The organism is Streptomyces sp. CB02009 (assembly GCF_001905825.1).
Taxonomy (GTDB): Bacteria; Actinomycetota; Actinomycetes; order Streptomycetales; family Streptomycetaceae; genus Streptomyces.
On the sequence record NZ_LIVV01000001.1, the window covers coordinates 878,308 to 904,907 of the forward strand.

A 26,600-nucleotide genomic window follows, 5' to 3' on the forward strand; every position below is an offset into this window, starting at 1 on the left:
GCAGTCGGAAGGGGACGGCACTTCCAGCACGGCCTCGCGTCCAGCTCCCCTCCAGGGCCGCGTCGCCGTGGTCACCGACGCCGCCCGGGGCATCGGCGCGAGCAGGGCCCTACCCGCTTGCTCCCGGGGCTCAACGAGGTCGGCCGCTCCCTGGCGTCGAACGCCGTCACCTACTGGGTCGGCGAATGCGCCGTGTGCCCCTGCGTGGCGTCCCGCGAGCACGGCCACGTCGTCCTGCGCCACGGCCACGACACCGTCGCGCGCATCAACGGCGGAGCGGTCGACGCGTCTCCGGACCCGTCGATCCGCCCGCGCTGGCACGTCCACTTCCCCGTACCGGACCTGGAAGAGGCGATGGAGGCCGCGACCGGCCTGGGAGGGGTCATCACCCAGCGCTCTCGCCGAGACCCACAAGTCGTACAGCCAGGCCGGGGCACTGCCACGGCCTACCGACCAGTCCGGGACGACGGCGCCCTGCCAGAAACCGAACACCGCTCCCGCAAGGGTCGGAGGCCAGTCCGGCCCGACCGGTGCCGAAGGCGAGGGGGCCCACGGCCATGGAGAGCGACGGAGAATGCCTCGCCGAGGCTGCTGGGGCGAAGTTCCCAGCCCAGGACGCCGGCGTAGAAATGCTGCGCCGGCCGTGAGGGGGGCATTGTGGACGCGGAGAGGCAGGTCAAGGCAGAGGGCGTGCCACGACGCCACGGACGGCATTCTGGCCACCGCCGGTGGCCAGAATGCGCACTTCTGCCTGGAGACTGATCTCGGCCTGGACGATTCCTGTCACGTCCTCGTAGACAGCGTGGCCTCCCGGCCCTGTCCTGGCGGTGCGTGTCACCTCCACGAGGTCTTGACCGGCGGCGGATTCGCCGGGGAAGGCCAGTTCGTACCTCTGCCTGGCCTCCGTCGGCTTGGCGGGATGCGGCGACTGCGACGACGTGAGACCACCGTCGCCGACAGTGCCACTTCGATACCGCACCGGCGGAGAAGCCTCCGTGGAGCGGTCGGATCCGGTTTGGCCTTCGGCGCTGTCACTCATTGCCTGTCCGCTCTGTGCGACGTGTTGGCCGGGGCCGGCCCCGGCACGGAGAACGACGGTGGGGCAGCCCGGGCTGCCGGTGCCGGTGTCCGCCGACCACCGCTCGCCCGCCTAGTGCCCGAGCGCCTGCTGCAGCTGCCGCTTGTTCATGTGCGAGCGGCCCTCGATGCCCTGAGCTCTGGCTTCCTGGCGGAGTTCCGCCATGGTCGGGTGGGCCGAGTGTGCGGTGCTGCGGCTGCCGTTGCCGCCGTCGGGGTGCAGGACCACCTTGGTCCAGCCGTCGTCACGGTTGTCGAAGTGCTCATACGCGGAGGGGGCTTCGGCGAGGCCCAGCTCGTGGGACACGAGGAAGCTCGGCGTGGCCTTCCCACCGGCGATCAGGTCGCGCAGGGCCCGGTTGTAGCGCTTCACCGGTGCCTGGCCGGTCCCGATCCGCTGGCCCTTGAACCAGAGCATCCCGAAGTCCAGCGGTACCTTCCCGTGGGCTTCGAGCTCGCCCTGGGCTTCGGCGCCGCCGGGGTCCTCGGGCAGGAACACGCCGACCACACCGATGCCACCGGTGAACCGGACCGTGTCGATGAGGCCGTTCATCGTCAGCGCCGCGTCCTCTTCGCCCTGCGGGTCGTGGGCCTGGTAGCCGACGCACTCGCAGCCGTTGTCCGCGCCCAGGCCCAGGGTGGCCTCCTTGACGACATCGGCCGGGTCCTGCTCCGTGGTGTTGATCGCGATGGCGCCGATCTCCTCTGCGATCCGCAGCCGGTCCGGCTGGTGATCAACGACCCAGACCCTGCCCGCGCCCTTGAGGATCGCGGAGTAGGCGGCCATGAGCCCCACCGGACCCGCGCCGTAGACGACGGTCTGGTCTCCGGGCTTGACTCCGGCCATCTCGGTGGCGTGGTAGCCGGTGGGGAAGATGTCGGCCAGCATCACGTAGTCGAGCTGCCGGTCAGCGGCGTCCTCGCCCAGCCGCAGCGCGTTGAAGTCGCCGTACGGGACACGCAGGAGTTCGGCCTGGCCGCCTTGGTACGGCCCCATCTCGGCGAAGCCGTACGCGGCCCCGGCCATGTCCGGCTCGGGCTGCATGGTGAGGCAGTAGTTGGTCAGACCCTGCTCGCATTGCTTGCAGAAGCCGCAGGCGATGTTGAACGGGAGCACGACCCAGTCGCCGACCTCGACCTTGCTGACGGCATCGCCGACTTCGACGACCTGGCCGAGGTTCTCGTGGCCGAGGGTCCGGCCCGTCTCGAAGGACGTCCGTCCCTCGTACATGTGGAGGTCGGAACCGCAGATGTTGGTGGTGGTGATCTTCACCAGGATGTCGGCCGGGTGCTCGATCCTCGCGTCCGGGACGTTCTTGACCGTGACCGTGCGGGGCCCTTCGTACACTGCCGCTTTCATGGTCTTTCCCTACCGGCGCCACGGCGCGCCGTGTCTCACGGCGGAGTGGCGTGACGCCTTGCTGGGTGGCGGCGCGGAGGCGGCGGAAGGGGCCTGCCGTCTCTGCGGAGTCTTGCGTCTCCTGGCGCCTCTACCCCGTCTCCCGAAGAAAACCGGCCACGAATCCCCTCTTATCGGATTCTCCGAGAACGATCACCGCTGTCACGCTGCGACTGCCCCCATGGCGCTGCAATCCAGGCGAACCCGACGGTCACCCTGGAAGGAGCAGGACCGCGCAGGTCTCTTCATGCGTGCCTCCTGCTTCTGCCGGCCAGCAGCCGTTCGAGGGGCCACGTGGTGATGAGCCGGTCCGCCTCCAGTCCGATCCGCGCCGCCCGGGCGTAGCCGGTGCTCTGCCAGTGCAGCTGTTCGGGGGCATGGGCGTCGGTGTCCACGGCGAACCGGCATCCTGCCGAGGCGGCCAGCATCAGCAGGTCGTCCGGCGGGTCGCGCCGTTCGGGGCGGCAGTTGATCTCCACCGCGGTACCGGCCTCCGCGCACGCGGCGAACACCGCCTCGGCGTCGAAACGGGACTGCGGGCGCCCCCGGCCGGTGACGATCCGCCCCGTGCAGTGCCCCAGGACGTCGACCAGCGGGTTGCGTACCGCCGCCAGCATCCTGGCCGTCATCGGCTGGGGCTCCGAACGGAGCTTGGAGTGCACGGACGCCACGACGATGTCGAGCCGGGCCAGCAGGTCCTCGTTCTGGTCGAGCGCGCCGTCGTCGAGGATGTCGCACTCGATGCCGGTGAGCAGCCGGAAGCCGGAGCCCATCTCGAAGTTCACGGCCGCCACGGCCTCCAGCTGGCTTTCGAGCCGCTCGCGGCTCAGCCCGTGGGCGATGGTGAGCCGTGGCGAGTGGTCGGTCAGAACCGCCCACCGGTGGCCCAGGGTGCGGGCCGCGTCGGCCATGTCCTCGATGGGGCTGCCGCCGTCCGACCAGTCGGAGTGCAGATGGCAGTCCCCGCGGCTCCGGGCCCAGAGATCCCAGCCGGCCGCGGCCTCCGGGCCGGCTTCGGCCTGCAGGCGTGCGAGGTACTCCGGGACGGTTCCGGTCGATGCCTGGGCGATCACCTCGGCGGTGACGGGACCGACGCCGCGCAGGCGTACGACCTGGGAGGCCTCCACCGGGCCGGGAGGCAGGTCACGGACGGCGTCGGCCGCGGTGTGGAAGGCTCGCACCCGGTAGGGGGACGTCCCGCGCCATTCGAGGAGGAACGCGATCCGGCGCAGGGCTTCGTCGGGGTTCACGGCAGTGGTGTTCCGCCGGTGGCGTTGACGATCTCGCCGGTGATGTAGGAAGCCTGGTCGGAGGCGAGGAAGACGAAGGCGGGTGCCATCTCCACCGGCTGCGCGGGCCGGCCCAGCGGTGACTGCTCTCCGAACTTCGTCGCATCGGGCATCGTCGCCGGGATCAGCGGAGTCCACACGGGTCCCGGTGCCACGGCGTTGACCCGGATGCCGCGCTCGGCGAGCATCTGCGCCAGTCCGTGAGTGAAGGAGACGATGGCCGACTTGGTCATCGCGTAGTCGAGGAGATGCGGGCTGGGCTGGTAGCCCTGCACCGAGGCGGTGTTGATCACCGACCCTCCGCGCGGCATGTGGGCCAGGGCGCCCTTGGTGAGCCAGAACATGCCGTACAGATTCGTCTTCATCACTCGGTCGAACTGCTCGGTGGTGATCGCTTCGATACCGTCCGGCTGGGACATCTGGTAGGCGGCGTTGTTGACGAGGAGGTCGATCCCGCCCAGCTCGCCGACGGCCTTCGCGACGAGGGCGGTGCATTGCGCCTCGTCCCGGATGTCGCAGGCGACGGACACCGCCCGGCGGCCTGCCTCTCGGACCAGTCGCGCCGTCTCCCTGGCTTCCGCGGCTTCTTCGGGAAGATGGGTGAAGACGACGTCGGCTCCCTCGCGGGCGAAGGCCAGGCAGACGGCCCGGCCGATTCCCGAGTCCCCTCCGGTGACGAGTGCCCGGCGGTCGAGCAGGAGGTCATGGCCCCGGTAAGTCTGTTCTCCGTGATCGGGGCGCGGCCGCATGGCCTCGGTGGAACCGGGGTGGTCCTGGTCCTGTTCGGGAAAAGGCGGGCGGGGGTGGAGGCTCACGGGATCGGCGAGACGGGGGTCGGGCTCGGCGGGGGAAGTCATCGAAGGACCGTCCTGTTCGACTGTGGTCAGGAGGAAGGCGGGTACGGGCTTGCCTTGAGGCGTCGGGCGAGGTGGGCGGTGTTCGCGGCGAGCGTGGCCGTCGTGGCCGCGGTCTTCTCGGGCGTCTTGTCGAGGTCCTGGTAGTCGGTGCCCTGCATGGCCTCGCCCACCCAGTAGGTGACGGCGTTGGGGGCGAGGGAGAAACCGACGTCGTTGAGACCTTGGAAGAGGTCGGCGCTGACCTTGTGCGCGCCGTCCTCGTTGCCGACGACACAGACCGCGGCGACCTTGCCGTAAGTCAGCATGCGACCCTGGTCATCGCTCTCGGAGAGTTCCGCGTTGAGGCGTTCCATGACCCGCTGGGCGATGCTGGAGGGGTGACCGAGCCAGATCGGCGTCGACACGATCAGGATGTCGGCGCTGAGGACGGCGTCCCGGATCTTCGGCCAGGCGTCGCCGTCACCCATGTCGGTCTGCACGCCGGATTTCACATCGTGGTCGGCGATACGGATGATCCCGCCCGTGACGCCGTGCTCTCCCAGGGCGGCCATGGTCTGTTCAGCCAGGAGCTGAGAACTCGAAGAACCGGGCGAAGGCGAGAGCGCGCAGACGAGTGCGACGGCCCGCAGGGCAGTGGTGTCAGTGGTGTCCATGCGCTTCCGCTACCCGGATGTCTGCCTGGTATCCACTGAAAGATCCTGATACCAGCCGATCAGTGTGCGCAGCCGGAACTGTTCGGCCGAACGCCGCAGAGTGCCGCCTCACGGGCGTCGTCACGGAGCCGCCGAACCGAGAAGACGCAGAACAGCGCGTTCGACGCGGCCATGGGTGGCCGGGTGGCCGAAGACGCCGTCTCTGCCCAGCTCGCCCAGGTCGGCCGCGATGGTCTCTCCCTGGTCGTAGAGCTCGATGATGCGCGGGTCGATGTAGGACGCCCTGCACACCGCCGGCGTATTGCCCAGGTACCCGCTGACCTCGCGCACGGCACGGGAGACGACCCTGCGGCGGCGGGCGGCGGAGGCGCCGGTGGTGTGGTCGGACACGGCCAGGGCGACCGCGGCCAGAACGGTCGCGTACCAGGTCCTGAAGTCCTTCGCTGTCACATCCTGTCCCGACCGGTCGCGCAGGTAGGCGTTGAGGTCGTCGCCGTGGAGCTCGTGCCACGCGGCGTGCTCCCAGTACACGAAGAGCCTCGAGTCCGGGTTGCCGCGCCGCAGCAGTGAACGGACCACTTTGTACGCCTGATCGTCCACGAGCGCACGCGTGACCTCCTTGCCGGACTTGGCCGGGAAGTGCAGACGGATCTCCCCGCCTCGGCAGTCTGCGTGTTCCCGAAGCAGGGTCGTCAGGCCGAAGCTGCCGTTGTCGCGCGCGTAGCCGTCTCCGCCGACGCGGAGGAATCCCAGATCCAGGAGGCGGGTCAGGCAGGCCAGAACACGGGACCGAGACAACCCACGCCCGGCGATGTCCCTCTCCACCTGCTGCCTCAAGCGGGGCAGCGAGTGGGCGACGCGCTGGACGTGCTCGTGCTTGGCGGCGTCCTGCCGCTCGCGGAACGCGGCGTGGTAGAGGTACTGGCGTCGGCCCGCGGCGTCCGTCCCCACCGCCTGGATGTGACCGTTCCGCCAAGGACAGACCCAGACGTCCTCCCAGGCCGGAGGAATCACCAGGGCGCGAACGCCGTCACGATCGTCCGGGGTCAGGGGCTGCCCGTCCTTGTCCAGATAGCGAAACCCACGGCCGTGGCGTACACGGCGCCACCCCGGTTTGCTGGGATCACTCGTGCGCAGCCGCACCTTCAGTCCTCGTCAGGGTGAGCCTGCGTACGCAGGACCCATGCCTGACCCGTGCAGTCGTAGGGGAGTGGAGGGAACCGATGCCCGCGCACATCGGTGCTCTTGCTCCACAGGTGCTCCCGGCCGCAATCGCACGCATAGATGCCACTCTGTGTCACGATCTCACCGGGTTTCCACTCTTTCATCTCGTTCATGGTGGGCCTCTGCCCCTGAATGGCCGGATCACCCGGGGGCCGACCGGAAGAGCGGGGGCAGATCAGATCCGCGCCGTCCGGCCGGCGCGGTCTGCGCGACACGTCTCAGTCGGCCAAGGGGTCGTGTCCCCAGTTCATGAGGGAGTGGCGCCATGCGGTGTCCTGCACAGCGCCGGAGGGCCGCTGCGCAAGATGACGACGGACGTACCCGTTGACGTTCGTCATGTCGACCAGTTCGCGGAAGGCATCCCACGTTTCGCGCTTGTCGTTCTAGGTGCCACGAAATCTCCTCAACGTGCTTCTTCAGCGCATCGAGCCCGAGGTCGCGAAAGCCTTCGGGCCGCAGTTCCTCCTAGCCCTATCCCGGTGGCTGTCTTCTCGCTGGAACGTCCTGGGCTGCCGAAGTGTGGGCTAGAGGTTGTGGGGCATGTGGGTCATGAGCGCTGGGGGGCGCTTGGAGACGCAGAGCCTGCCGACCTCCCCCTCCGGCAGCCTCTGGAGTGGAGGAGTGGCGGCCCGCACACCCTTGCGAGCGGGATGGGGAGCGGCCGTTCGGCCTGCGGTCCGGGAAAGCCCGACAGCCCTCCCGCCCCCGCTCCTCACTTCTGCTGTGCTCGGTCCGGGAGCTTGCGGATGCCGCGCCGCCCCGCGGCGCGCACCGATACGCGTGGACGGCCGGTAGCCAGGCGGGCCGGGAGGGGCAGTCCGGCCGGGTGACAGTGCCGCTGACCGCGCGATACGGGGCGTGGGAGAGAGGGGGAAGACATGCTGCACAGAGCAGGGAACGCGATCGCAGCTGTGGTGGGGCGCGTGGGCAGGGGCCTGCGTTCTCCCGGACCGGAGCGGGACGATCTGCTGCTCGGCGCGAAGAGCGTGGGAGCAGCCACGTCGGCCTGGATACTCGCCCGACACCTGCTGCCCGCGCCCGTGACGACCTTCGCACCCTTCACCGTTCTGGTCGTACTGCAGGCGACGGTCTACCGGTCGGTACGCGAGTGCGCCCGGTACCTGATGGCCATGGCCGCGGGCGCCGTACTGGCCGCCGGCCTGGCGGCCCTGGCCGGGATCCACTGGTGGGCGTTTGCCTCTCTGGTGCTGCTGGGCCTGGCCGTCGGCAGATTCCGCCCCTTCGGCAGTCAGGGCGCCCAGGTCGCCGTGGTCGGGCTCTTCGCCTTCTCCGCCGGGGGAGGACGCCTTGCCTACATCGGCCACCTCACCGCATCGGTGGCGATCGGAGCCGCCTGTGGAATCGGCGCGCATCTTCTCCTCGCCCCCGCCCGGCACACCCGCCGCCATCAGGCGTCGGTCGCCGCCGTCGGCCGGGAGGTCTCCGCCGACATGCGCTTGCTCGCCGACGCCTCGGTCACGGGAGACGGAGACGTGGACGCAGTGAAACACTTGCGGGGAGAATGGCGGCGGCTGGCATCGACGTGCGACCGCCTGCACGGTGAGGTGGACGCGGAGACGGAGAACTCACTACTCAATCCCCGTCGCACCGTCGACCCCCGCGATGAAGCCATGCCGCGGGCCCGCGAGGCGCTGACCATCATTCAACGCTCACTGGACCACCTGCAATCCATGACGCGGACCCTGGAATACGCTCTGGCCGACGGACACATCCAGTCCGTGCCGCCGTCGTTCCGCTCCGAGTACGCGGCGTTCCTGCACCGTGTGTCCGACGTCCTGGAAGAGATAGGGCAGGCCGAACGGACCGACGCCCGGCGCCTGGAGGAACATTTCGCCGTCACCAGCGACCAACTGCGCCATCTTCAGCAACCCCAGGTGGCTCAGGACGCGCCCACTATCCAGGGGACGTTGCTTACGGACGCTGCCCGTCTCATCGCCGACGTCCGCTCCCATCTCCACATCATCGCCGTGAGCGCGTGACAGCCTCAGGTGCGGCGCGCGGATCGCTCCCTCCCGGTGTGGGAGGGCCGCAGGGCACCAGCTTGGTCTGGTAGGAGACCCCGAGCCGCTCGCGCAGGCTCTCAGCAGAGGGCCGGGACGCGGTTCGGGTGGTCTTGTCGGTCTGTGCGTGACCTCACGTCATGCTCCTGGCACCCCGCAGCCCGGGTGCATCGGGCGCGACCCTGATGAGAGGGACGGACCATGAGCGATCTGATCCTCACCACCCACGAAGGCTCCGACGCCACCACCAGCGCCTTCGACTCGCAGACGGCGGAAACCGACTCGTGCTCACAGGCGTACAGGAAGGAACGATGCGGGTGCTTACCCTGGCCGGCGCCGACGTCCTGTTCCTGCCTGCAGGCACGCTCGCACGCGGGTAGAGCCTCCACGGACGAAGCCGAGGAAGGCCGCGGCGCGAACCCCCGAGGCGGCTAGACCCCGGCCCGGAAGACAGCGGCAAAGACGACCGCACGCACAGGCCCGCCCGGTGCGCCGATGCCGCTTCGTGACCCCTCGCGCCGCGCACCGTCCCTCGCCAGACCCCCGCCGTCCGGCGGGGGACGGAGACCGGCCGGCCGACTGTACTGCGCAAGTCCGGTTCTTTGGGATATTGCGCTTGTTGTCGGGTGATCCGGGCAGGCGACCAGAGAACCACCGTGTGAGTGCCGCCGTCGGCAGTCCGCCCATCAGGCGAAATCGACCCCCGATCCGGTGCGGCGCCGTACCGCTTTGGAGGTCTTGTATGTCTGTCTCCGCTCAGACCAGCCCGCTCGCCGCCCTGTCCGCAGCCGGGGTGTCGGTCTGGCTCGACGATCTGTCCCGGGAGCTTCTCGCCGGCCGGGAGCTGAGGAAGCTGATCGCGGACCAGCACGTCGTGGGAGTCACCACGAATCCCACGATCTTCGCCTCGGCCCTGTCGAAGGGCGACCGCTACGACGAGCAGCTGCGGAGCCTGGGCCAGGCAGGAGGCAGCGTCGACGACGCGGTCTTCGCTTTGACCACCGACGATGTCCGTGATGCCTGTGAGGAACTGCTCCCCGTGTACGAAAGGAGTGCGGGTATCGACGGCCGGGTGTCCATCGAGGTCGACCCCCGTCTCGCCCACGACGTCGACTCCACCGTTGCCATGGCCCGCAGGCTCTGGGAGACGGTCGACCAGCCGAACCTGTTCATCAAGATTCCCGCCACCCGGGCGGGGCTGGAAGCGATCACCGCGGTCACTGCCGAGGGCATCAGTGTCAATGTCACGCTGATCTTCTCCCTGGACCGCTACCGCGACGTGGCGCACGCGTACCTGCGAGGCCTGGAGCAGGCTCAGGCCAACGGTTACGAGCCGGCGGACATCCACTCGGTGGCCTCGTTCTTCGTCTCCCGCGTGGATGTCGAGGTCGATCGCCGACTCGACGCCGTCGGTACGGCGGATGCCCTGGCGCTCAAGGGCAGGGCAGGGGTTGCCAACGCGCGCCTCGCGTTCCAGGCTTACGAACAACTCCTCGTCGACCCGAGGTGGCAGCGCCTCGCCGCGGCGGGTGCCCGTACCCAGCGCCCGTTGTGGGCCTCCACCGGCGTCAAGGACCCGGCGCGGCCCGACACGATGTACGTCAGCGAGCTCGTGATCGCAGGCACGGTCAACACCATGCCCCGCGGCACGCTGGCCGCGTTCGCCGACCACGGAACCGTTCCCGCGCACCCGCTCACCGTGGAAGACTTCACGGCCGCCAAGGATCACTTCGCCGCACTGGAGCGGGTCGGCGTCGACTTCCGCGACGTCACCGACACACTGGAGCGCGAGGGGCTGGCCAAGTTCGAGGCCAGCTGGAGCGAGCTGGGCGAGTCCGTGGCCCGTGAGTTGCGCGCGAAGCCCGATGGGGCGGTCGCCGGTTCCGAGAGCGCTGACCTCCTGGCGATCTACCTAAGCGATCACTATGCCGCCGCCACCGGCGGCCTGGAACTGTTCAGGCGGGCCGCGGACGCCCGCAAGGGCGAGCAGGACGGCCGTACGCTCGCCGGGCTCGCGGACCAGATCGACCAGGACAGGACCGCACTGGCCCGGATCATGGCGGACCTCGGCGTGTCCACCAGCCCGTCCAAGACGGCTGCGGGCTGGCTGGCGGAGAAGGCGGGCCGCCTGAAGACCAACGGACACCTGTTCTCCCGCTCCCCGCTCAGCGACGTCCTGGAGGCGGAAGCGATGCTGACCGGCGTCCACGGCAAGGCGGCCTGTTGGCGCACCTTGCGCGCCCTGGCCTCTGCAGACAGCCGGCTCCACGCGGATGTCCTCGACACGCTGCTGGCCCGCGCCGCGCAGCAGAGCGCCACGCTGGAAGAGGTGCGCGCCGCAGCGGCAGCCCGAACGCTGGGATCAGCGGAGAATGCCGCGTGAGGGCGCGAACGAGGGGGCCCGCGAGAGCGCCACGTCTCAGCCGCGGGGGCGCATCATCCACCAGCGGGCGGCCCGTAGGCCCGGTCCGTGCGCACGACGAAGGGACAGCATGATGAACGAGCAGTCCGGCGAAGCGCAGGGCGCCAGGTCCCTGGCGTACCCGGTGGCCCAGAGTGCCGCGTGGGACGGCGTGGACGTGCGCGCGGTGGACACCGCGCGGCTGTTGGCGGCCGATGCGGTCCAGCGGGCCGGTAACGGGCATCCCGGGACCGCCATGAGCCTGGCCCCGCTGGCGTACCTGCTCTTCCAGAACGTCATGCGGTACGACCCGACCGACGACCAGTGGCTGGGCCGGGACCGCTTCGTGCTGTCCTGCGGGCACTCCAGCCTCACCCTGTACATCCAGCTGTACCTGGCCGGGTACGGACTGGAGAAGTCCGACCTGGAGGCGTACCGAACCTGGGGCTCGGCCACCCCGGGCCACCCGGAGCACCGGCATACCCGCGGCGTGGAGATCACCACCGGCCCGCTCGGACAGGGCCTGGCCGGCGCGGTCGGCATGGCCATGGCGGCACGGCGCGAGCGCGGGCTGCTCGACCCCGATGCCGCACCGGGCAGCAGCCCCTTCGACCACCACGTCTACGTCGTGGCGTCCGACGGCGATCTGATGGAGGGCGTCACCGCCGAGGCCGCGTCCCTGGCCGGCCACCAGGAACTGGGCGACCTCATCGTCTTCTACGACTCCAACAACATCTCGATCGAGGACGACACCGACGTCTCCTTCAGCGAGGACGTCCCCGCCCGCTTCGCCGCCTACGGCTGGCACGTGCAGACCGTGGACTGGACAGCCGACGGCACGTACGTCGAGGACGTCGACGCCCTCCTGGCGGCGACCCGGGCGGCCAGGGCGGAGACCGGACGGCCGTCGCTCATCATGCTGCGCACCGTGATCGGCTGGCCGGCCCCGACCAAGCAGAACACCGGCAAGGCGCACGGTGCCGCACTGGGCGAGGAGGAGGTAGCCGCCACGAAGCGGCTGCTCGGCTTCGATCCCGAAGCGCACTTCACCGTCGAGGACCACGTACTGGCCCACACCCGACAGGCCGTCGACCGAGGGCGACAGGCCCACGCCGAGTGGGACGAGCAGTTCACCGCCTGGCAGCGCGAGCATCCGGAACAGGCCGCGCTGCTCGACCGGCTGCAGAAGCAGGAACTGCCCCACGGCTGGCATGACGCACTTCCCTCCTTCCCCGCCGACGGCGAGAAGGGCATGGCCACCCGCGCCGCCTCGGGCGCGGTGCTCAGCGCGCTCGCCCCGGTGCTACCGGAGCTGTGGGGCGGCTCGGCGGACCTGGCCGGCAGCAACAACACCACCATGGACGGTGAGCCCTCCTTCATCCCGGTCGACCGGCAGACCAAGACGTGGAAGGGCGGACCCTACGGGCGGACCCTGCACTTCGGCATCCGCGAGCACGCCATGGGTGCGATCCTCAACGGCATCGCGCTGCAGAGCCTGACCCGCCCCTACGGCGGCACGTTCCTGACCTTCTCCGATTACATGCGCCCCGCAGTACGCCTGGCGGCGCTGATGCGGCTGCCCGCCACCTACATCTGGACCCACGACTCCATCGGCCTGGGGGAGGACGGACCCACCCACCAGCCCGTCGAACATCTCGCCGCCCTGCGCGCCATCCCCGGCCTCGACGTCGTACGCCCCGCCGACGCCAACGAGACCACCGCCTGCTGGCAGGCCATTCTCGAACACCAGGACCGCCCCGCCGGGCTGGTCCTGTCCCGGCAGAACCTCCCCGTCCTGGACCGCGACAGCGGCCGGTACGCACCCGCCGCCGGGGCGCGTCGCGGTGGATACGTCCTGACCGGCGCGGACGACGACGCCACACCGGAGGTCATCCTGATGGCCACCGGCTCCGAAGTGCACATCTGCCTGGACGCGGCCGATCTGCTTGCGGAGGACGGCCTGTCGGTGCGGGTGGTGTCGATGCCGTGCCGTGAGTGGTTCGCCGAACAGCCCGAGGACTACCGGGACCATGTCCTGCCTCCCGACGTGCGTGCCCGGGTCAGCGTCGAGGCGGCCGTCGGTCAGAGCTGGCGCGAGATGGTCGGCGATGCCGGCCGCATCGTCAGCCTGGAACACTACGGCGCCTCCGCCGCGTACCAGCGCCTCTACGACGAGTTCGGCATCACCCCCGCGGCCGTCGCCCAGGCCGCCCGGGACAGCATCGCCGACACACGACGTGCGCCGCGGCCGGGTGGACGACAGCAGGCATCCACCCCCACCAGTGGGGGCACCGGCGACCGCCCCTGACCGACTGCAGCCACCGTTTCGAACGCGGTGACCGCCCCAGCTGCAGAGCCCAGGCGTGCCGCCCGGCCCCCACCCGGCGTGCCGCCCAGCGCCCACCCGCCAGGGGGCCGTCGCGGCCGGCCGGAGCGGGGCTGCGATGCGGCGGGCTGCCCGGTGCGCGGTGTCTGTCCGGCCGACTTCTCCTCCGCCGACTCGTGGTCGGTCCGTGTCTGGAGCACGATGGCAGGACGGTACGGGAAGGAAGCGGACTCGTGGGTCGTCAGGCACTCATCGTGATCGACATGCTGAACACCTACGAGCACGATGATGCCGGGGTGCTGGCGCGCTCCGTCCGTACGGCGCTGCCGGGTGTGAACGCCCTTCTGGAGCGGGCCCGGGCCGCGGAGGCACCGGTGGTCTACGTGAACGACAACTTCGGCCGCTGGCGATCCCACCACGGTGAGATCCTTCAAGCGGCCCTCGCCGGCCCTTTCGCCGACCTCGTGGAGCCGATCGCGCCGGACGAGGAAGCTCTGTTCGTCGTCAAGGCCCGGCACTCGGTCTTCTACGAGACGCCTCTGGCCTACCTGCTGGGTCAGCTGGATGTGGGGCGGGTGGTGTTGTGCGGGCAGGTGACCGAGCAGTGCGTGCTGTATTCGGCTCTGGACGCCCACATCCGCCATCTCGACGTCGTCGTGGCCACAGACGCGGTTGCCCACATCGACGCCGGGCTCGCGCAGGCGGCGCTGCGGATGATGCGGCAGAACATGGCGGCCGAGCTGCGTACGAGCGGCGAGATCACCTTTCAGGAGGTCCGCTCGGAGTGACGGCGTCTCTATCGCTCGCACGCCGTCCGGGTAGAGCCGGTCGGCGCCGTCGGGGGCGTGTTCGGTGACGGGCCGCACCAGAGCCACGGGCCCGGGCGGTTGTCGACTCCAGCCACGCACGGCGCGCCGCAGGCATTCGGTTCTGCTTGCTCCGTCCTTCCGCCGCCTGCGGCGCGCGTCGCCCCATCTGGTCATGGCTGATCACCCCAGCAAGCTCGTGACGCCAGATGGCGCAATCAAACGCCGACGGGCGCTGAGGCCTGGGGGAGGAGCTCCTTCCGGTCACCTTCGACCTCGGCGCGTTCCTGCGCGATCTCGCGAGTGAGAAAGAAGTTGAGGATGGTGCGAATGGCAGCGATGGCCGCCAGCTGGCCGATCTCGGTGAAGCTGGGAGCGACCGCCGTACGCAGGACGTCGCCCGCCAGCTGAAACTCCAGCCCCAGGACGAGGAAACGGCCCAGGCTGAGGCGGATCTTGTTGAACTCGCCGATCAGGGAACGCCTGCGCAGCCCGGTCGTGGCGAACCGGGCGAAGGCCCAGACGGCGCCGACGAAGATGATCAGCGCCCCGCCCGCCTCGATGAGGTGCACCAGCCCCCCGATCAGTTGCCGCACTCTGGCCACGTTCACCAGCTCCCCTGACATGTTCATGGAGCTGCGTGTACCCGCTTCACCCGCATACACCCGGTGCCTTCCGCCTCACGCAAAGAACTGGACGAACTTCGACGCCGGAGGCATGAAGCGCAGGCGCCGAAGCATGTGGAAGGGATGGAATGCGTCATTTACGAGCAGGACTCAGGCCGGTCGGAGCGTGTGGAATGCGAGCTGCCGGACGACACCTGTCGTTCGATACTCAAGAGGTTGCGGGACTTGGACGACGGCACGTTCGCCTGGGTCCGGCTGGCAGACCCCTCGGAGAGCGAACTGGTCCAGCTCGCCGGGGAACTCGGACTGCACCCGCTGGCCGTCGAGGACGCACTCCACGGGCGGCAGCGCCCCAAGCGTGAGCGGTTCGGCGACGTCCTGGCCGTGGCGCTGAAGTCGCTGCGATACGTGGAGGAAGACGCGGCTGTCGAGACCGGGGACATCATGATCTTCGTGGGTCCGCGCAGCGTTCTCACCGTCAGCCACGGCTCGATCGACCCGTGCACCGAGGCCGCGCGCCGACTGGACGCCGTTCCGCAGACGCTGCGTCTGGGCACCTGGGCTGTGCTGCATGCCGTGCTCGACGTCGCCGTGGACGCGTACAGCGACGCCGCCCGGAGGGTGCGGGCCACGCTCGACCGGCTGGAGGACGAGGTGTTCTCGACCTCCCGCGTCGACCACACCCAGAGCATCTACTCCCTTAAGCGGGAGGTCCGGGAGTTTCGTGACGCCGTGCAGCCCCTCGTCCTGGTCCTCCCCGGCCTTTTGGACGGCCTTGGCGCGAAGTGCAACTTGTCGGAGATCGACCCATACATGCGTGATGTCGTCGACCACCTGCACCGCACCGACATCGAGGTCCGCACCCTGGACGAGCTCCTTGACTCCGTCCTCGGCGCGCAACAGGCCCGCGTGGGCACCTGGCAGAACGACGACATGCGGCGCATCTCCGCCTGGGCGGCGATCTTCGCGATCCCCACGATGGTCGCCGGCGTTTACGGGATGAACTTCGAGCACATGCCGGAACTCGGCTGGACCTACGGCTACCCACTGGCAGTGGCGCTCATGGCCCTCGCCTCGGGTGCCCTCTACCGCGCCTTCCGCCGCAACGGCTGGCTGTAAGGGCTCGCCCGTTTCCGCCGTGCTGCGGTCAACCCGGCGCCGGCGGCGGCCGCGCGGCGCCCGCCTACGACTTCCAGGGCGCGCATGGCCCCGCCGGGCGACGGTCACCCCCCCCCGCCGTCATCGCCGACACCGGAGCAGGAGGCGTGGCGTCAGACGGACCAGGGCCGTGGACACGCCGCCGATCACGGCGCCGGCCGCCACGTCGGAGGGGTAGTGGGCGCCGCTGTGGACCCGCTCGACGGCCACCAGCACCGTCGGGACCGCGCACGCGGCCCCGCCCCATGGCCACGCGGCCGCAGTCGCGGCGGTGAAGGCCACGGCGGCGGCGGTGTGCCCGGAGGGGAAGGACGAGCTGTCGGGGCGGTCATCGACGTCGCCGTGCGGAATCCACTGGGCGGGCGGCCGGCGCCGCTGGACCAGCTGCTTGGCGACCCCGTTCGACAACAGCTCGGCCACCGCCATGGCCAGCACCCCGGAGGCTGCGGCGCTGCGGCCCCGCCGGCCTCCCGTCACGGCCATGACCAGGGCGGCGGCCCACCACAGCTTGGTGTGCTCGGCCGCTTCCTCCACGGCCGGCAGCAGGCCGCGTGCCGCCGGGGAGTTCCAGGACGCCATGCGCCGGGTCAACTGGTGATCGCGCCTCTGTAGCCCCGCCAGCACCCTCATGTGCGTCGTCCGCTCCTCCCAGCGCCACGAGCGCCGCTTATTCCATCTGGCGACGGTCTTCGTCACTCCACGCCCGGGTGTCGCGGGGCTCGACGTACGGCTCCTCGTCCTCGGCCTGCCCACCGGCGATCGCACGCTGGCGGACCAGCTCGGCGTCGAACTCCAGGCCCAGCAGGACGGCGAGGTTGGTGATCCACAACCACACCAGGAAGATGACCACGCCCGCGAGGGTGCCGTACGTCTTGTTGTACGAGCCGAAGTTCGCGACGTAGAGCGCGAACCCGGCCGAGGCGATCATCCAGATCACCAACGCCAGGAAGCTGCCCGGGGTGACCCAGCGGACGCCGCGGCCCTTCGCGTTCGGCGCCGCCCAGTACAGCAGCGCGATCATGAGCGTCACCAGGACCAGCAGGACCGGCCACTTCGCGATGGACCACACCGTCATCGCGGTATCACCCACTCCCAGCGCCGAGCCCGCCTGCCGGGCCAGGCTGCCGGTGAGCACCACGATCAGCGCACTGGCCACGGCAAGGATCATCAGCACCACGGTCAGACCGACACGCAGCGGCAGCACCTTCCACACCGGCCGGCCTTCGGGAACGTCGTATACGGCGTTCGATGCGCGGATGAACGCGGCGACGTATCCGGAGGCCGACCAGATCGCGACGAGCACGCCCACGACCGCGAGCAGCGAGCCGATGCCGGCGTTGCCCTGGAGCTGCTGCACCGCATTGCTGAGCACGTCCCGGGCCGCGCCGGGGGTGAGCTTCTGCAGGTTGTCCAGGACCTGGTCGGTCGCGGATTCGCCCGCGATGCCGAGCAGCGACACCAGGACCAGCAGCGCGGGGAAAAGGGCTAGCACCCCGTAGTAGGTCAGCGCGGCCGCGCGGTCCGCGAGCTCGTCGTCCTTGAACTCCTTGAGGGTCCCGCGCAGCACCGCCTTCCACGACCGCTTGGGCAGCTCGGAGAGGCGGTCCGGCGCCCGCTCTTCGATCTGCCGGTCCGGACCCGCAGACTTTTCGGCGGGCCGGCGGCCGTCCTCGGGTTGCGGCGTCCTTGCACGTTCCATAGTCGGCGCTTTTCCACTCCCGCCGTTTCCATGCCTCTCAGGCCCGGGGAGAAGAGGGATCAGTCGGTGACGGCGGGGGGTGTCCACGGCTCAGGCATAAGCCTTGATCACGTGTCTTGGGTCAGCCTTCGACACCCGTGGCGGAATGGGGCGCGCCGACTGGCTTGGATTCGGGTGAGCCGCGCTGGCGGAGGTAGACGGAGAGGATGGCCATGGCGGCCACCGCGAGGAGTTCGGACTGCCAGTTCTGCAGGGTTCGGCTCCAGAAGTCCGACGAGGCCAGATATGCCGCCCAGCTGACCGGCTCGGACAGGTCGCGCAGTTGTTCGGCGTTGTAGGCGGCGGTGCCCGAGATCGACTGGGCCAGCCAGGACAGTACGAACAGCAGCGCCATCACGATGCCCAGCGAGCGGGAGTACAACTTCTGGCGCCAGTCCCGGGTGCCGGCCCAGCGGGGCGAGTCCTCGCGGGCATGCTCGCCCACGCGCTGGTCGCGATCGCTCTCGGGACCGGCTTTGTGGAGCTCCTTGGACTCGGGGGAGCCGCGCTGGAGGAGGTAGACGGTGCCGAAGATGTAGAGGAAGAACTGCAGGAACTCCGACTGCCAGTTCTCCGTGACGTCGACTGCGAAGTCGGACGAGGTCAGGTACTGGGGGAAGGTGACCTGCTGCAGTCCGGCGGTGGCGAGCTGCGCGTTGAACTCCGCCCGCCCGGCGATTGCCTGGCAGGCCAGGACGACCAGGAACGCTCCTCCGAAGGCCAGGGTGAGGCTGTTGTCCCGCCAGAAACCGCCCGCTCGGGCCTGTGATGCGCTCATCGCTGCAGCAGTCCGATCGTGGTGAAGTAGCCCAGGCCGACGATGACGACGGCCAGGACGGTGACGAACAGACCGCGCACGTCAGCCTCCCTTGACCTTGCAGTCGAACGGCATATCCGGGCGCGGCGTGCAGCCGGCCGCAACAACCTTCCACCCCGCGTCGAACTGCGACAAGAACAAGGTGTAACCGCGCAGGCGCACCACGGCCTGGCGCCCGTACACCTCCGCGACGGCAGCCGCAGCATCGCCCGAGGCGACCGGCATCTGCTCCTGCGCCAGTCCCTTCGCGCAGTCGCCGACGTCGGAGGCGACCTCCTGCCGGGTCTGCGGCGCCAGCAGGGCGCAGGCCCGTCCGAAGCCGGCTTCGCTCAAGGCGGTCTGGAAGTTCCGGGCGGCCACGAGCGCGTCCGACTGCCGGGGGCCCGGTGCCCCGCACCCACCGACCGCCAGGATGACCCCAGCCACCACCCCCACCGAGGGCCAGCCCGGCCCCGGCTTCCGGGACGGTGGGCCGCCCGACCTGATCGTGGTGGTCACTTCGATGCCGCGCTGGGGACCTTCAGCGGGTCGCGGGGCGCCTGTCCCTTGGCGTCCTCCAGCTGGGCGCCGAGCTCCTGGAGACGATTGCGGCCCATGGCCTTGCGCACATCGGGGAACCAGTCCTGCTCCTCTTCCTCGACATGGTGGCGCACCTGCTCCATCAGCACGCTCATCTTGGCCTTGAACCGCTCGTCGGAGGCATCCATGGACTTGAGCTCGGACAGCATCCACACGACCGTGTGGTGCTCCTCGATGCTCTCCAGGACGTGGTCCTTGGTGTCGGGGGCGGCCTCGCGGGCGGCGGGGTAGAAGTGCTGCTCCTCGATCCAGGCGTGGACGGTGAGCTCCTCGATCACCTCGTCGGCGATCCGGCGGCGCTCGGCTGTGTCCTCGTCGTCGGTCTTCTCGAACGCCTTGAAGAGCTTCTCGACCGTCTTGTGGTCTTCACGCAGCAGCACGATGGCGTCCAACAGAATCTCCTCGATCGACAGACAGCGCGACGGCTCACGCAGTGCCAGTGCCTGTCCGATACCCGGGCGCCCCCATGACGTGCGCGCCTGGCTCGGGAAACTCACCCTTCTGGTGGCCCACCGCCACCCTGTTGCGGCGCGGAACCGTCGAACCGTGCCGCCACCTGCCGACACGGCTCCCGGCCGAATGTCCCCGGCCGGCCTGCCCCGCATGCCCCGCCCGGCGGAGTTCCAGCTGAGCAGCGGCCGCCTTACGCCCTGCCGGTGGGCTCGGGGTCGACGACGAGGAGCCCGTCGTCTGCGCGCGTCTCGACTGCGATCAGGCCGCGGCCGGGGACGGCTCGCAGGTGTTCGCGAGGTCGATGCGGACCGTCCGGTCGCAGAGCCGTTCCACCTGTGCGGGGTCGTGCGAGACGAGCAGGACCGTCCGGTTGCCCCGCAGGGCGGCCACGGACTCCTCGACCGTGTCGCGGCTCCGCTCGTCCAGGGCGCTTGTCGGCTCGTCGAGCAGCAGGGCCGCCGGTTCGAGGGCCAAGGCCCGGGCCAGGCACAGCCGTTGGCGCTGTCCGTTCGACAGCGTCTGGGCCGGCGTGTCCAGCCGGTCGGCGACCTCGCCCCACAGGCCCGCCTCGCGCAGTGCCTGCTCGACGCGGTCGTGCATCTCCGTCCGGGACGCCCGCACCAGATGACGGAGGCCGAACAGGGCGTTGTCCAGGATGCTGCCGCCGAAGACCACGGGGGTCTGGGGCACCAGGACGACGGTGCTGCGCAGATCGGCGTCCCCCTTGCCGTAGCGGACCGGACGCCCGAGGACCTCGACCTCGCCCTGACGGCGGAGCCCGTGGGGCAGCAGGTCGACCAGGGCGCGGAGCACGGTGGACTTGCCGGCGCCCGACGGGCCGCACAGGCCCGTGGTGGATCCGGCGGCCAGCTCGAACGTCACTGGTCCGACCAGCCGCTTGGTGCCGTCGAGGATCTGCAGGTCACGGACCGCGATGACAGCCCCGTCGACCGCCTTGTCCGTGGTCATGGCGCCTGTAGTCACGTCGTCCATCGTCGTGCTCCTTCGAAGCGGTTGCGCAGGAGGACCGCCAGGCTGAGCAGGCCCGCGGTGATCAGGACCAGGACGAGGGCGCTGCCCCATGCCTGGGCGATCGCCTCGGGGGCGCCCGAGTCCTGCGACAGGGTGAAGATGTGCGTGGGCAGCGCCTGGACCGGAGCGTTGACGACGCCGGTCGGGAGGGCGGGCGCCCCGAAGAACACCGTGGCGGTGAAGATCAAGGGGGCCGTCTCGCCTGCCGCGCGGGCCAGGCCGAGCAGCAGGCCGGTGAGCGTGGCGGGCCAGGTGTAGGGGATGACCACGGAGCGGACGTACTGGGAGCTGGTGAGGCCCAGGGCGAATGCGGCCTCGGTGATCTCCGCCGGCATGCCCCGGATCCGCCCCGCGGTGGTGAGGGCGACCACCGGCACCACCACGGGGACCAGGACCACTGCGCCGGCCAGCCAGGAACGGCCCCAGCCCATGGTCGTGCAGAAGAGGACGTACCCCGCGAGGCCCAGCAGGATGGTCGGCGTCCCGCCGATCGCCACGGTCAGGGTCTCCAGGACGCGGGCGGTCTTCGCGGAGGCACGCGTGCCGATCACGATGCCCGCTCCGTAGCCGAGCGGAAGGGCGATCAGCGCCGTCGTCGCGAGGAGCAGGAGCGTACCGAGGATCTGGTCGCGGATGCCGCCACCTGCCGCGCCCTCGGAAGGTGAGAACCAGAAGACCGGATTGAGTGCGGCGCCGCCGCGGGCCAACAGGATGCCGAGCATGCCGACGAGCAGGGCCCCGGGCAGCAACAGGGCCCCGAGACGGACGACCGTGGTGACCCGGTCCTTCGGAGTGCGCAGCCATGCGGAGGACCGACGGGCGCGCGGGGCGCGCGCGGTCCGTCCCGTGGAGCCGCGGGTCCCCCACACGGTGGCGACGGCGACCAGGGCCAGCAGGATGACGCCCAGTCCGCACAGTGCTGCGAAGTATGGGCCGGAGGTGCCCGCCAGCATCGGCTCGGGGCCTGCCAGCTTGGTGGTGAGTGTCTGGCCGGGGCGTACGAGGGAGGAGAAGATGTCCGCCGGCGACTCCGGCAACCGACCGTCGGCGCGGCCGATGACCATGAAGACCGCGATGGCCTCACCCAGTGCGCGGGCCAGGCCGAGGAGGACGCCGGCGCGCATGCCCGAACGGGCCTGGGGCAGGATGGCGGACCGGACGACCTCGCGGCGGGTCAGGCCGAGGGAGTACGCCGCTTCCCGGTACCGGCCGGGCACGGCGGCCAGTGCGTCGACGCTGACGGCCACGATCGTCGGCATGATCATCACGGCGAGGACGATGCCGGCGGCGAGGAGGCTGTCGCCACCCGGCACGTCACCGAGGTCTGCCACGAACGGCCGGATCACCATGATGCCGATCAGGCCGTAGACGATGGAGGGGACCGCTGCCAGGAGTTCGATGCTCAGGCGCAGCGGCTTGGCGAGACGGGGCGGCAGGTACTCGGACAGGGCCACGGCCGCCGACCAGCCGATCGGGACGGCGAGCACCAGTGCCAGGACGCATACGGCCGCCGAGCCGTAGATCATGGCCAGGCCGCCGAAGGCGAGGGTCCCCGGATTCCAGGTGGACGAGGTGAACAGGGCCGCCCAGTCGACGGTACCGCTTGCGATGCCCGTGACCAGGTAGCCGAGCAGGACCGCGAGGGTGAGCAGCACGGACAGTATGCCGCTGTACGCCCAGCCCCAGACCCATCTCGCCCGGCTGCCGCGGCCGCTCCCGGAGGAGGGCCGCGGCAGGGTGGGTCCGGGCGCCTGGGTTGGGCGCTCCAGAGTGAGACCCATGGTCAGAGGCCCATCTGCTCGCGCGTGAGGTAGCCGTGCTTGGGCAGCAGCTTCTGGCCCTCGGGCGAGAGGATGTAGTCGATGTACTGCTTGACGGTGCCCTTCGGCTTGCCGTTGGTGATCATGTACAGCGGACGGGTCATCGGGTACGTGCCGGACGCCACGTTCGCCAGTGTGGGGGCGACGCCCTCCAGAGGCACGGCGACCAGTTCGGGGTGACCGTCGATGAACCCGGTCGACAGCGGGGCGACGGAACCGCGGGTGGACTTCAGCTTGTTGCGGGTCTCCAGGTTGCCGCCGACGATGGCGTAGTTCGCGGACTTGGGCGGGGCCGGCGGCTCGTCCTTGCCGTAGATGAACTTGTCGAGCACCTCACGGGTGCCGCGGCCGGGCTCCTTGTCGTACACGAAGACCTGGAGGTCGGGACCGCCGACCTCCTTCCAGTTGGTGATCTTCCCCTCGAACAGGCCCGCCACCTGCGCCTTGGACAGGCCCTTGACCCCGCCGTCGGCCACTTCCTTCGTGATGATGACGCCGACGGCGTCCGCGCCGATCTGTGTGGTGACGAAGTCCGTGTCGGGATAAGCCTTCTGGTCCTTCTCGGACAAGGGCTTGGAGCTGAGGGCGATGTTGATCTGGCCGGTCCCGAGCTGGGAGATGCCGCCGGCGGAGCCGCCCTGGGTGGCGACGGTGATGTTCAGGCCCTTGGTCTTCAGGGCCTCGGCGGCGTCGGAGGCGACCGGAGCCACGGTGGTGGAGCCGCTGGCCTGGATGGCGTCCGAGTCGGCCTTCGCTGAACCGGCGCAGCCGGTCAGGGCGGCTGAGAGGAGGAGGGCGGCGGAAGCGGCAGAGGCGCTCTGGCGGACATGCAGTCCGGTGAGGCGCAATGCTCTGCTGCGGATGTCGGTGGACGTGAAAGACATGGCGGTGCCTTTGCGGTGATGGAAGGAGTGGAAGTGGGGGCAAGTCGTCGGCGGATCGCCTCGGCCAGGGCCCCACGGAACAGGCAGGTCTGGGGTTGGGACGTAGAAGGGGCGCAGCCGTGACTGCCGGTGGCATGCCGCCGCGTGGACGAGGCGGGCGGGCACCAGGCGAGCCTGCAGGTGCTCCGCAGGTGCGGCACGGGACGCCGAGGATGCGAGTGATGGCTGCCGGTGACGCCGGTGACACGCAGTGGGGTGTCCTTGCGGTCCCTACCGCGTTCCCCGTTGAACTCGCTCAGGCCCCTTGGGCTGCCGTAGGACGCCGGCGACCTGAGCGATGATGCTCGGCCCACTCCCCATTGACAGGGCTGAAGCATCAAGACATCGGTACCCGTTCACCCGCTGACCCCGGGTGCGGACCGCGATGCCGTGGGCGAACGCTACCGCCTCCGAGTCGCCCTGGCGAGATCTTGAGGGGCTAAATCATCGATGATCAGCGATTGAATTTGAGTCACCCGCCGGGGCGGCGGGTGAGCTGCCGGAGGTCGGCCGCGAATTCCGAAGGCGCTTGGGCTGCTGGTCGACACTCTCGCTCCGTGCAGCTTCAAGCTGTGTGAACAACCGGATTCAAGCGCGTGACCTCTCTTCGCAACCAGCTACAGACGAGGGCGAATCGGGGCAGCGGTGCTCTGTGGCCACGGGGGGTCGGAGAGATGGTCTTTCAGTCATTCATCGATCTATTGACATACATCGCTCAACGCTGGCAGGGTTCCGGCCGTCGGTCGACAGCGTCGTTACCGATCTGGGCTCTGACCCGGCCCCCACTCGATTCGTCACGCTCCTTGATCACTCCCTGGGGGGAAGTGTGAGTAGTCCCCGTGTTCTGGTTGCCTCCGCGTTCGAAGCGGAGCTCCAGCCCCTGACGTCCGCTTGTGCGGCCGCCGCTCTACAGCAGCACGGCGCCGACGTCGTCGGCTGGGACGCGCACCTGCTTCCCGACGCCATTCCGGAAGGCCCCTTCGACCTCACGCTCGTCTCGGTCCAGCAGTTCGAGGGTCTCGAGCGGGGGATCGCCCTGGCGCGCAGGGTGAAGGCGGCGTACGGCACCACGGTCGTGACCTTCGGCCAGTACGCCCAGATGAACCACCGCGAGTTCCTCGATGTCGCCGACGGCATCATCATGGAGGAGCCCGAACTCATCAGCGAGGAGCTGGCCCAGCTCGCCGCCGGCACCATCGCGCTCGACGCTGTGCCCGCCCTGATGACCCGCACGGGCATGCGGCCCAAGCCCCCGCGCCGGCGCATCTCGGTCACCAAGCCCGCCCGGGACCTCTTCCCCTCCCTCGTGCACTACCCGGCGCATCACTCGCCGTTCGGCCTGATGGGCAACATCGAGGCGTCCCGCGGCTGCCACCACAAGTGCACGTACTGCTCCGTCTACGGCGCGTACGACGGCGGTGTCGCCGCCTACGACGCCGACAGCGTCCTTGCCGACGCCCTGCAGCTGGCCGAAGAGGGAGTCCGGCACTTCTGCTTCATCGACGCCGAGTTCTTCAACTCCCGCACCATCGGCATCGGTGTGGTCGAGCGGCTCGTCGAGGCCATCGGCCCCATCACGTTCGAGTTCACCACCCGCGTCGACCACGTCCTCGACTACACCAAGGAACTGGAGAAGCTCGTCTCGCTCGGGCTGCGCCGCGTCACCTGCGCCCTCGAGTTCCCCTCCAACCGCATCCTGCGCATCTTCGACAAGCACATCGACGTCGACCACATGCGCGAGGCGGTCGACGAGGCCGAGCGGATCGGCTTCGAGCTCTACCCGACGTTCATCCCGTTCACCCCGTGGATCGAGTACGAGGAGCTCCTCGGCTTCGAGGACTGGCTGGTCGAGACGGGCCTCGCCCGGGTCACCGACCCCACCGCCCTGCAGACCCGACTGCTGCTGTTCAAGGGCTCCCCACTGCTCTCCTCGCCCTGGATGGAGGACATCGCCACCGTCGACCGCGGCTTCTGGGTGGAGTGGACCCACCCCGACAAGCGCGTCGAGGAACTCTGGCAGGAGCGCCGCACCGACGCCGAGGACGCGGGCAAGATCCGTTGCTGCGTGAAGTGCTGACCCACCCGCTCACAAGAAAAGGACACTGACATGGGTGGATCACCCCGCGTCGTCATCTCCACCGGCCAGGCCCTCCCGGACATGGACTGGACCGGCGAGCTCGCCGGCCTCACCGACTCGTGGCCGTACCTCGGACCCACCTGGCTCCGCGCCACGGAGAAGGTACTCCCCGACGTCCAGCCCTGGCACACCCTCGCCCACCGCGCCCGCGGCGAGCTGGCCCTCCTCCCCGGCTACATCCTCACCGCCCCGCCGGTCGTCGACCACGAGCCGCGCACCTACCTCGGATGGCAGGCGCCCTCCGGTGAAGAGGTGTGCTGCGGCGCCGAGACCGACGCCGCGCGCAGCGCCGAGGTCGACGCCCTGGGGACCGAGCCGTTCTTCCCGACGCTCCTGCTCGGCTCCCCGCTGGGCTACCGCACCGAGGTCGCCTACAACTTCTGGACTCCCACCCTGATGGGGTCCATCGTCGAGAAGCTCGTGCCCGCCGCGTTCGAGGCGGGCATCCGCTGCATCGTCGCCCCCTGGATACCCAGCCGCCGCGGCAACGACGCCCTCGTCGACGGGCTCGACGCCGCCGGCGCGTCCACCACCTTCTGGGGCTACGAGGACTTCATGAGCCTCGACGCGCCGAACTGGGAAGGGCACCTCGCCGCCCTGCCGCTGAAGAAGCGTCAGCGCATCAAGGGCGATGTCCGCCGTGCCGAGGCCGCCGGCGTGACCATCGAGCGTGTCGACGGCACCGACATCCGGCCCTACGTCGCCCGCATCGCCGAACTCACCTGCCTCAACAGGGAGAAGAACGGGGCCGGCGAGGAGCCCGAGCACATCATCGGCATCCTCTCCGCGCTCATCGACGAGGGAGCGGACGTCCGCGCCTACCTCGGCTACAAGGACGGCGGGCTGGTCGCCACCTGCGTCACCATCCGCAAGAACCACCGCCTCTTCCCGAAGTGGGCCGGCTTCGACTACGCCGCGATCGGCGAGCGCAGCGGCATCTACTTCGCCCTCGTCCTGGACGCGCCCGTCCGCGACGCCTACGCCGAGGGGCTTCGCACCGTCGAGTTCGGCGCCGGAGCCCACCAGGCGAAGGCCCTGCGCGGCTGCACCCCGCGCGAAGTCCGTACGTCGATGCTGCTCTCCGACCCGGCGCTGCGGCCGCAGGCGAGCGCCTGGCTCGACGCCTTCGGCAACAGCAGACGCGTCGCGTTCGGTGCCGCGTCCCCCGCCCCGGCCCAGCCCGCGAACCTGCCCCTCCTGGGCGGCTCCGGCGACAGCTGCTGCGGCTGACCCCGCCCGACTCCACGACAAGGACGAGAAGGAC

General features: G+C 69.9%; 22 protein-coding genes and 1 pseudogene. 7 read left to right on the forward strand and 16 right to left on the reverse strand.

The annotated features are described in order from the left end of the window. Window positions 1-676: 676 nt before the first annotated feature. The 7 genes and pseudogenes from AMK27_RS44305 to AMK27_RS03925 form a co-directional block, all read right to left on the reverse strand. The gene (locus AMK27_RS44305; protein ID WP_338014280.1) at window positions 677-1,039 is read right to left on the reverse strand and encodes a DUF6296 family protein; all 363 of its coding nucleotides are present in this window, start codon (window positions 1,037-1,039) and stop codon (window positions 677-679) included. 111 nt (window positions 1,040-1,150) lie between these two features. Continuing rightward, complete coding sequence (locus AMK27_RS03895; protein ID WP_073902583.1) at window positions 1,151-2,437, reverse strand: glutathione-independent formaldehyde dehydrogenase; 1,287 nt, start codon at window positions 2,435-2,437, stop codon at window positions 1,151-1,153. A gap of 284 nt (window positions 2,438-2,721) precedes the next feature. Further along, complete coding sequence (locus AMK27_RS03900) at window positions 2,722-3,726, reverse strand: PHP domain-containing protein (protein WP_073902584.1); 1,005 nt, start codon at window positions 3,724-3,726, stop codon at window positions 2,722-2,724. Beyond that, window positions 3,723-4,622, reverse strand: coding sequence for an SDR family oxidoreductase (locus AMK27_RS03905; RefSeq protein ID WP_073902585.1), 900 nt, complete (start codon window positions 4,620-4,622; stop codon window positions 3,723-3,725). Before AMK27_RS03905 ends, AMK27_RS03900 begins: the two co-directional genes overlap by 4 nt. Before the next feature lie 26 nt (window positions 4,623-4,648). Next, the gene (locus AMK27_RS03910; RefSeq protein ID WP_073902586.1) at window positions 4,649-5,275 is read right to left on the reverse strand and encodes a flavodoxin family protein; all 627 of its coding nucleotides are present in this window, start codon (window positions 5,273-5,275) and stop codon (window positions 4,649-4,651) included. Between the two features lie 120 nt (window positions 5,276-5,395). Continuing rightward, on the reverse strand, window positions 5,396-6,418 hold the full coding sequence (locus tag AMK27_RS03915) for a DNA topoisomerase IB (protein ID WP_073902587.1): 1,023 nt from the start codon (window positions 6,416-6,418) through the stop codon (window positions 5,396-5,398). A gap of 299 nt (window positions 6,419-6,717) precedes the next feature. Beyond that, window positions 6,718-6,837 (reverse strand): annotated as a pseudogene (locus AMK27_RS03925) (DUF3140 domain-containing protein); the annotation flags it as partial. A gap of 540 nt (window positions 6,838-7,377) precedes the next feature. Here AMK27_RS03925 and AMK27_RS03930 point away from each other — a divergent pair. The 4 genes from AMK27_RS03930 (at window position 7,378) to AMK27_RS03945 (ending at window position 14,035) form a co-directional block, all read left to right on the forward strand. After that, the gene (locus AMK27_RS03930) at window positions 7,378-8,499 is read left to right on the forward strand and encodes a hypothetical protein (RefSeq protein ID WP_073902589.1); all 1,122 of its coding nucleotides are present in this window, start codon (window positions 7,378-7,380) and stop codon (window positions 8,497-8,499) included. Window positions 8,500-9,262: 763 nt separating this feature from the next. Further along, window positions 9,263-10,903: a transaldolase gene (tal, locus tag AMK27_RS03935; protein ID WP_073902590.1), complete on the forward strand. Its 1,641-nt coding sequence runs from the start codon at window positions 9,263-9,265 to the stop codon at window positions 10,901-10,903. Between the two features lie 109 nt (window positions 10,904-11,012). After that, on the forward strand, window positions 11,013-13,229 hold the full coding sequence (gene tkt / locus AMK27_RS03940; protein WP_073902591.1) for a transketolase: 2,217 nt from the start codon (window positions 11,013-11,015) through the stop codon (window positions 13,227-13,229). A gap of 251 nt (window positions 13,230-13,480) precedes the next feature. Continuing rightward, window positions 13,481-14,035, forward strand: a complete 555-nt coding sequence (locus tag AMK27_RS03945) for a cysteine hydrolase family protein (RefSeq protein ID WP_073902592.1) — start codon at window positions 13,481-13,483, stop codon at window positions 14,033-14,035. 236 nt (window positions 14,036-14,271) lie between these two features. Here the strand turns inward: AMK27_RS03945 and AMK27_RS03950 are convergent, their stop codons facing one another. After that, window positions 14,272-14,679, reverse strand: a complete 408-nt coding sequence (locus AMK27_RS03950) for a DUF1622 domain-containing protein (RefSeq protein ID WP_073902593.1) — start codon at window positions 14,677-14,679, stop codon at window positions 14,272-14,274. A 225-nt stretch (window positions 14,680-14,904) separates the two neighbouring features. On the opposite strand from AMK27_RS03950, the gene AMK27_RS03955 reads away from it, so the two are divergent. Further along, window positions 14,905-15,798: a magnesium and cobalt transport protein CorA gene (locus AMK27_RS03955; protein WP_241847293.1), complete on the forward strand. Its 894-nt coding sequence runs from the start codon at window positions 14,905-14,907 to the stop codon at window positions 15,796-15,798. Window positions 15,799-15,918: 120 nt separating this feature from the next. On the opposite strand, the gene AMK27_RS03960 is transcribed toward AMK27_RS03955, so the two are convergent. From AMK27_RS03960 to AMK27_RS03995, 8 genes are all read right to left on the reverse strand, one after another. Further along, a complete protein-coding gene (locus AMK27_RS03960; RefSeq protein WP_079188177.1) occupies window positions 15,919-16,416 on the reverse strand; it encodes a phosphatase PAP2 family protein in 498 nt (165 codons plus the stop codon). Between the two features lie 88 nt (window positions 16,417-16,504). Continuing rightward, the gene (locus tag AMK27_RS03965; protein WP_073902596.1) at window positions 16,505-17,536 is read right to left on the reverse strand and encodes a YihY/virulence factor BrkB family protein; all 1,032 of its coding nucleotides are present in this window, start codon (window positions 17,534-17,536) and stop codon (window positions 16,505-16,507) included. 121 nt (window positions 17,537-17,657) lie between these two features. Continuing rightward, on the reverse strand, window positions 17,658-18,353 hold the full coding sequence (locus AMK27_RS03970) for a DUF6766 family protein (protein ID WP_073902597.1): 696 nt from the start codon (window positions 18,351-18,353) through the stop codon (window positions 17,658-17,660). An 81-nt stretch (window positions 18,354-18,434) separates the two neighbouring features. Continuing rightward, window positions 18,435-18,752, reverse strand: a complete 318-nt coding sequence (locus AMK27_RS03975) for a hypothetical protein (protein ID WP_079188263.1) — start codon at window positions 18,750-18,752, stop codon at window positions 18,435-18,437. A gap of 134 nt (window positions 18,753-18,886) precedes the next feature. Continuing rightward, a complete protein-coding gene (locus tag AMK27_RS03980; RefSeq protein ID WP_073902598.1) occupies window positions 18,887-19,363 on the reverse strand; it encodes a hemerythrin domain-containing protein in 477 nt (158 codons plus the stop codon). Window positions 19,364-19,682: 319 nt separating this feature from the next. Next, complete coding sequence (locus AMK27_RS03985; RefSeq protein ID WP_338014281.1) at window positions 19,683-20,417, reverse strand: ATP-binding cassette domain-containing protein; 735 nt, start codon at window positions 20,415-20,417, stop codon at window positions 19,683-19,685. Then, window positions 20,405-22,237: a phosphate ABC transporter permease subunit PstC gene (gene pstC, locus AMK27_RS03990; RefSeq protein WP_079188178.1), complete on the reverse strand. Its 1,833-nt coding sequence runs from the start codon at window positions 22,235-22,237 to the stop codon at window positions 20,405-20,407. Before pstC ends, AMK27_RS03985 begins: the two co-directional genes overlap by 13 nt. A 2-nt stretch (window positions 22,238-22,239) precedes the next feature. Next, window positions 22,240-23,160: a phosphate ABC transporter substrate-binding protein gene (locus tag AMK27_RS03995; RefSeq protein WP_073902600.1), complete on the reverse strand. Its 921-nt coding sequence runs from the start codon at window positions 23,158-23,160 to the stop codon at window positions 22,240-22,242. A gap of 865 nt (window positions 23,161-24,025) precedes the next feature. Here AMK27_RS03995 and arsL point away from each other — a divergent pair. Then, the gene (gene arsL, locus AMK27_RS04000; protein ID WP_073902601.1) at window positions 24,026-25,276 is read left to right on the forward strand and encodes an arsinothricin biosynthesis radical SAM protein ArsL; all 1,251 of its coding nucleotides are present in this window, start codon (window positions 24,026-24,028) and stop codon (window positions 25,274-25,276) included. 30 nt (window positions 25,277-25,306) lie between these two features. Then, window positions 25,307-26,566, forward strand: coding sequence for a GNAT family N-acetyltransferase (locus AMK27_RS04005; protein ID WP_073902602.1), 1,260 nt, complete (start codon window positions 25,307-25,309; stop codon window positions 26,564-26,566). The last annotated feature ends 34 nt before the right edge of the window (window positions 26,567-26,600 follow it).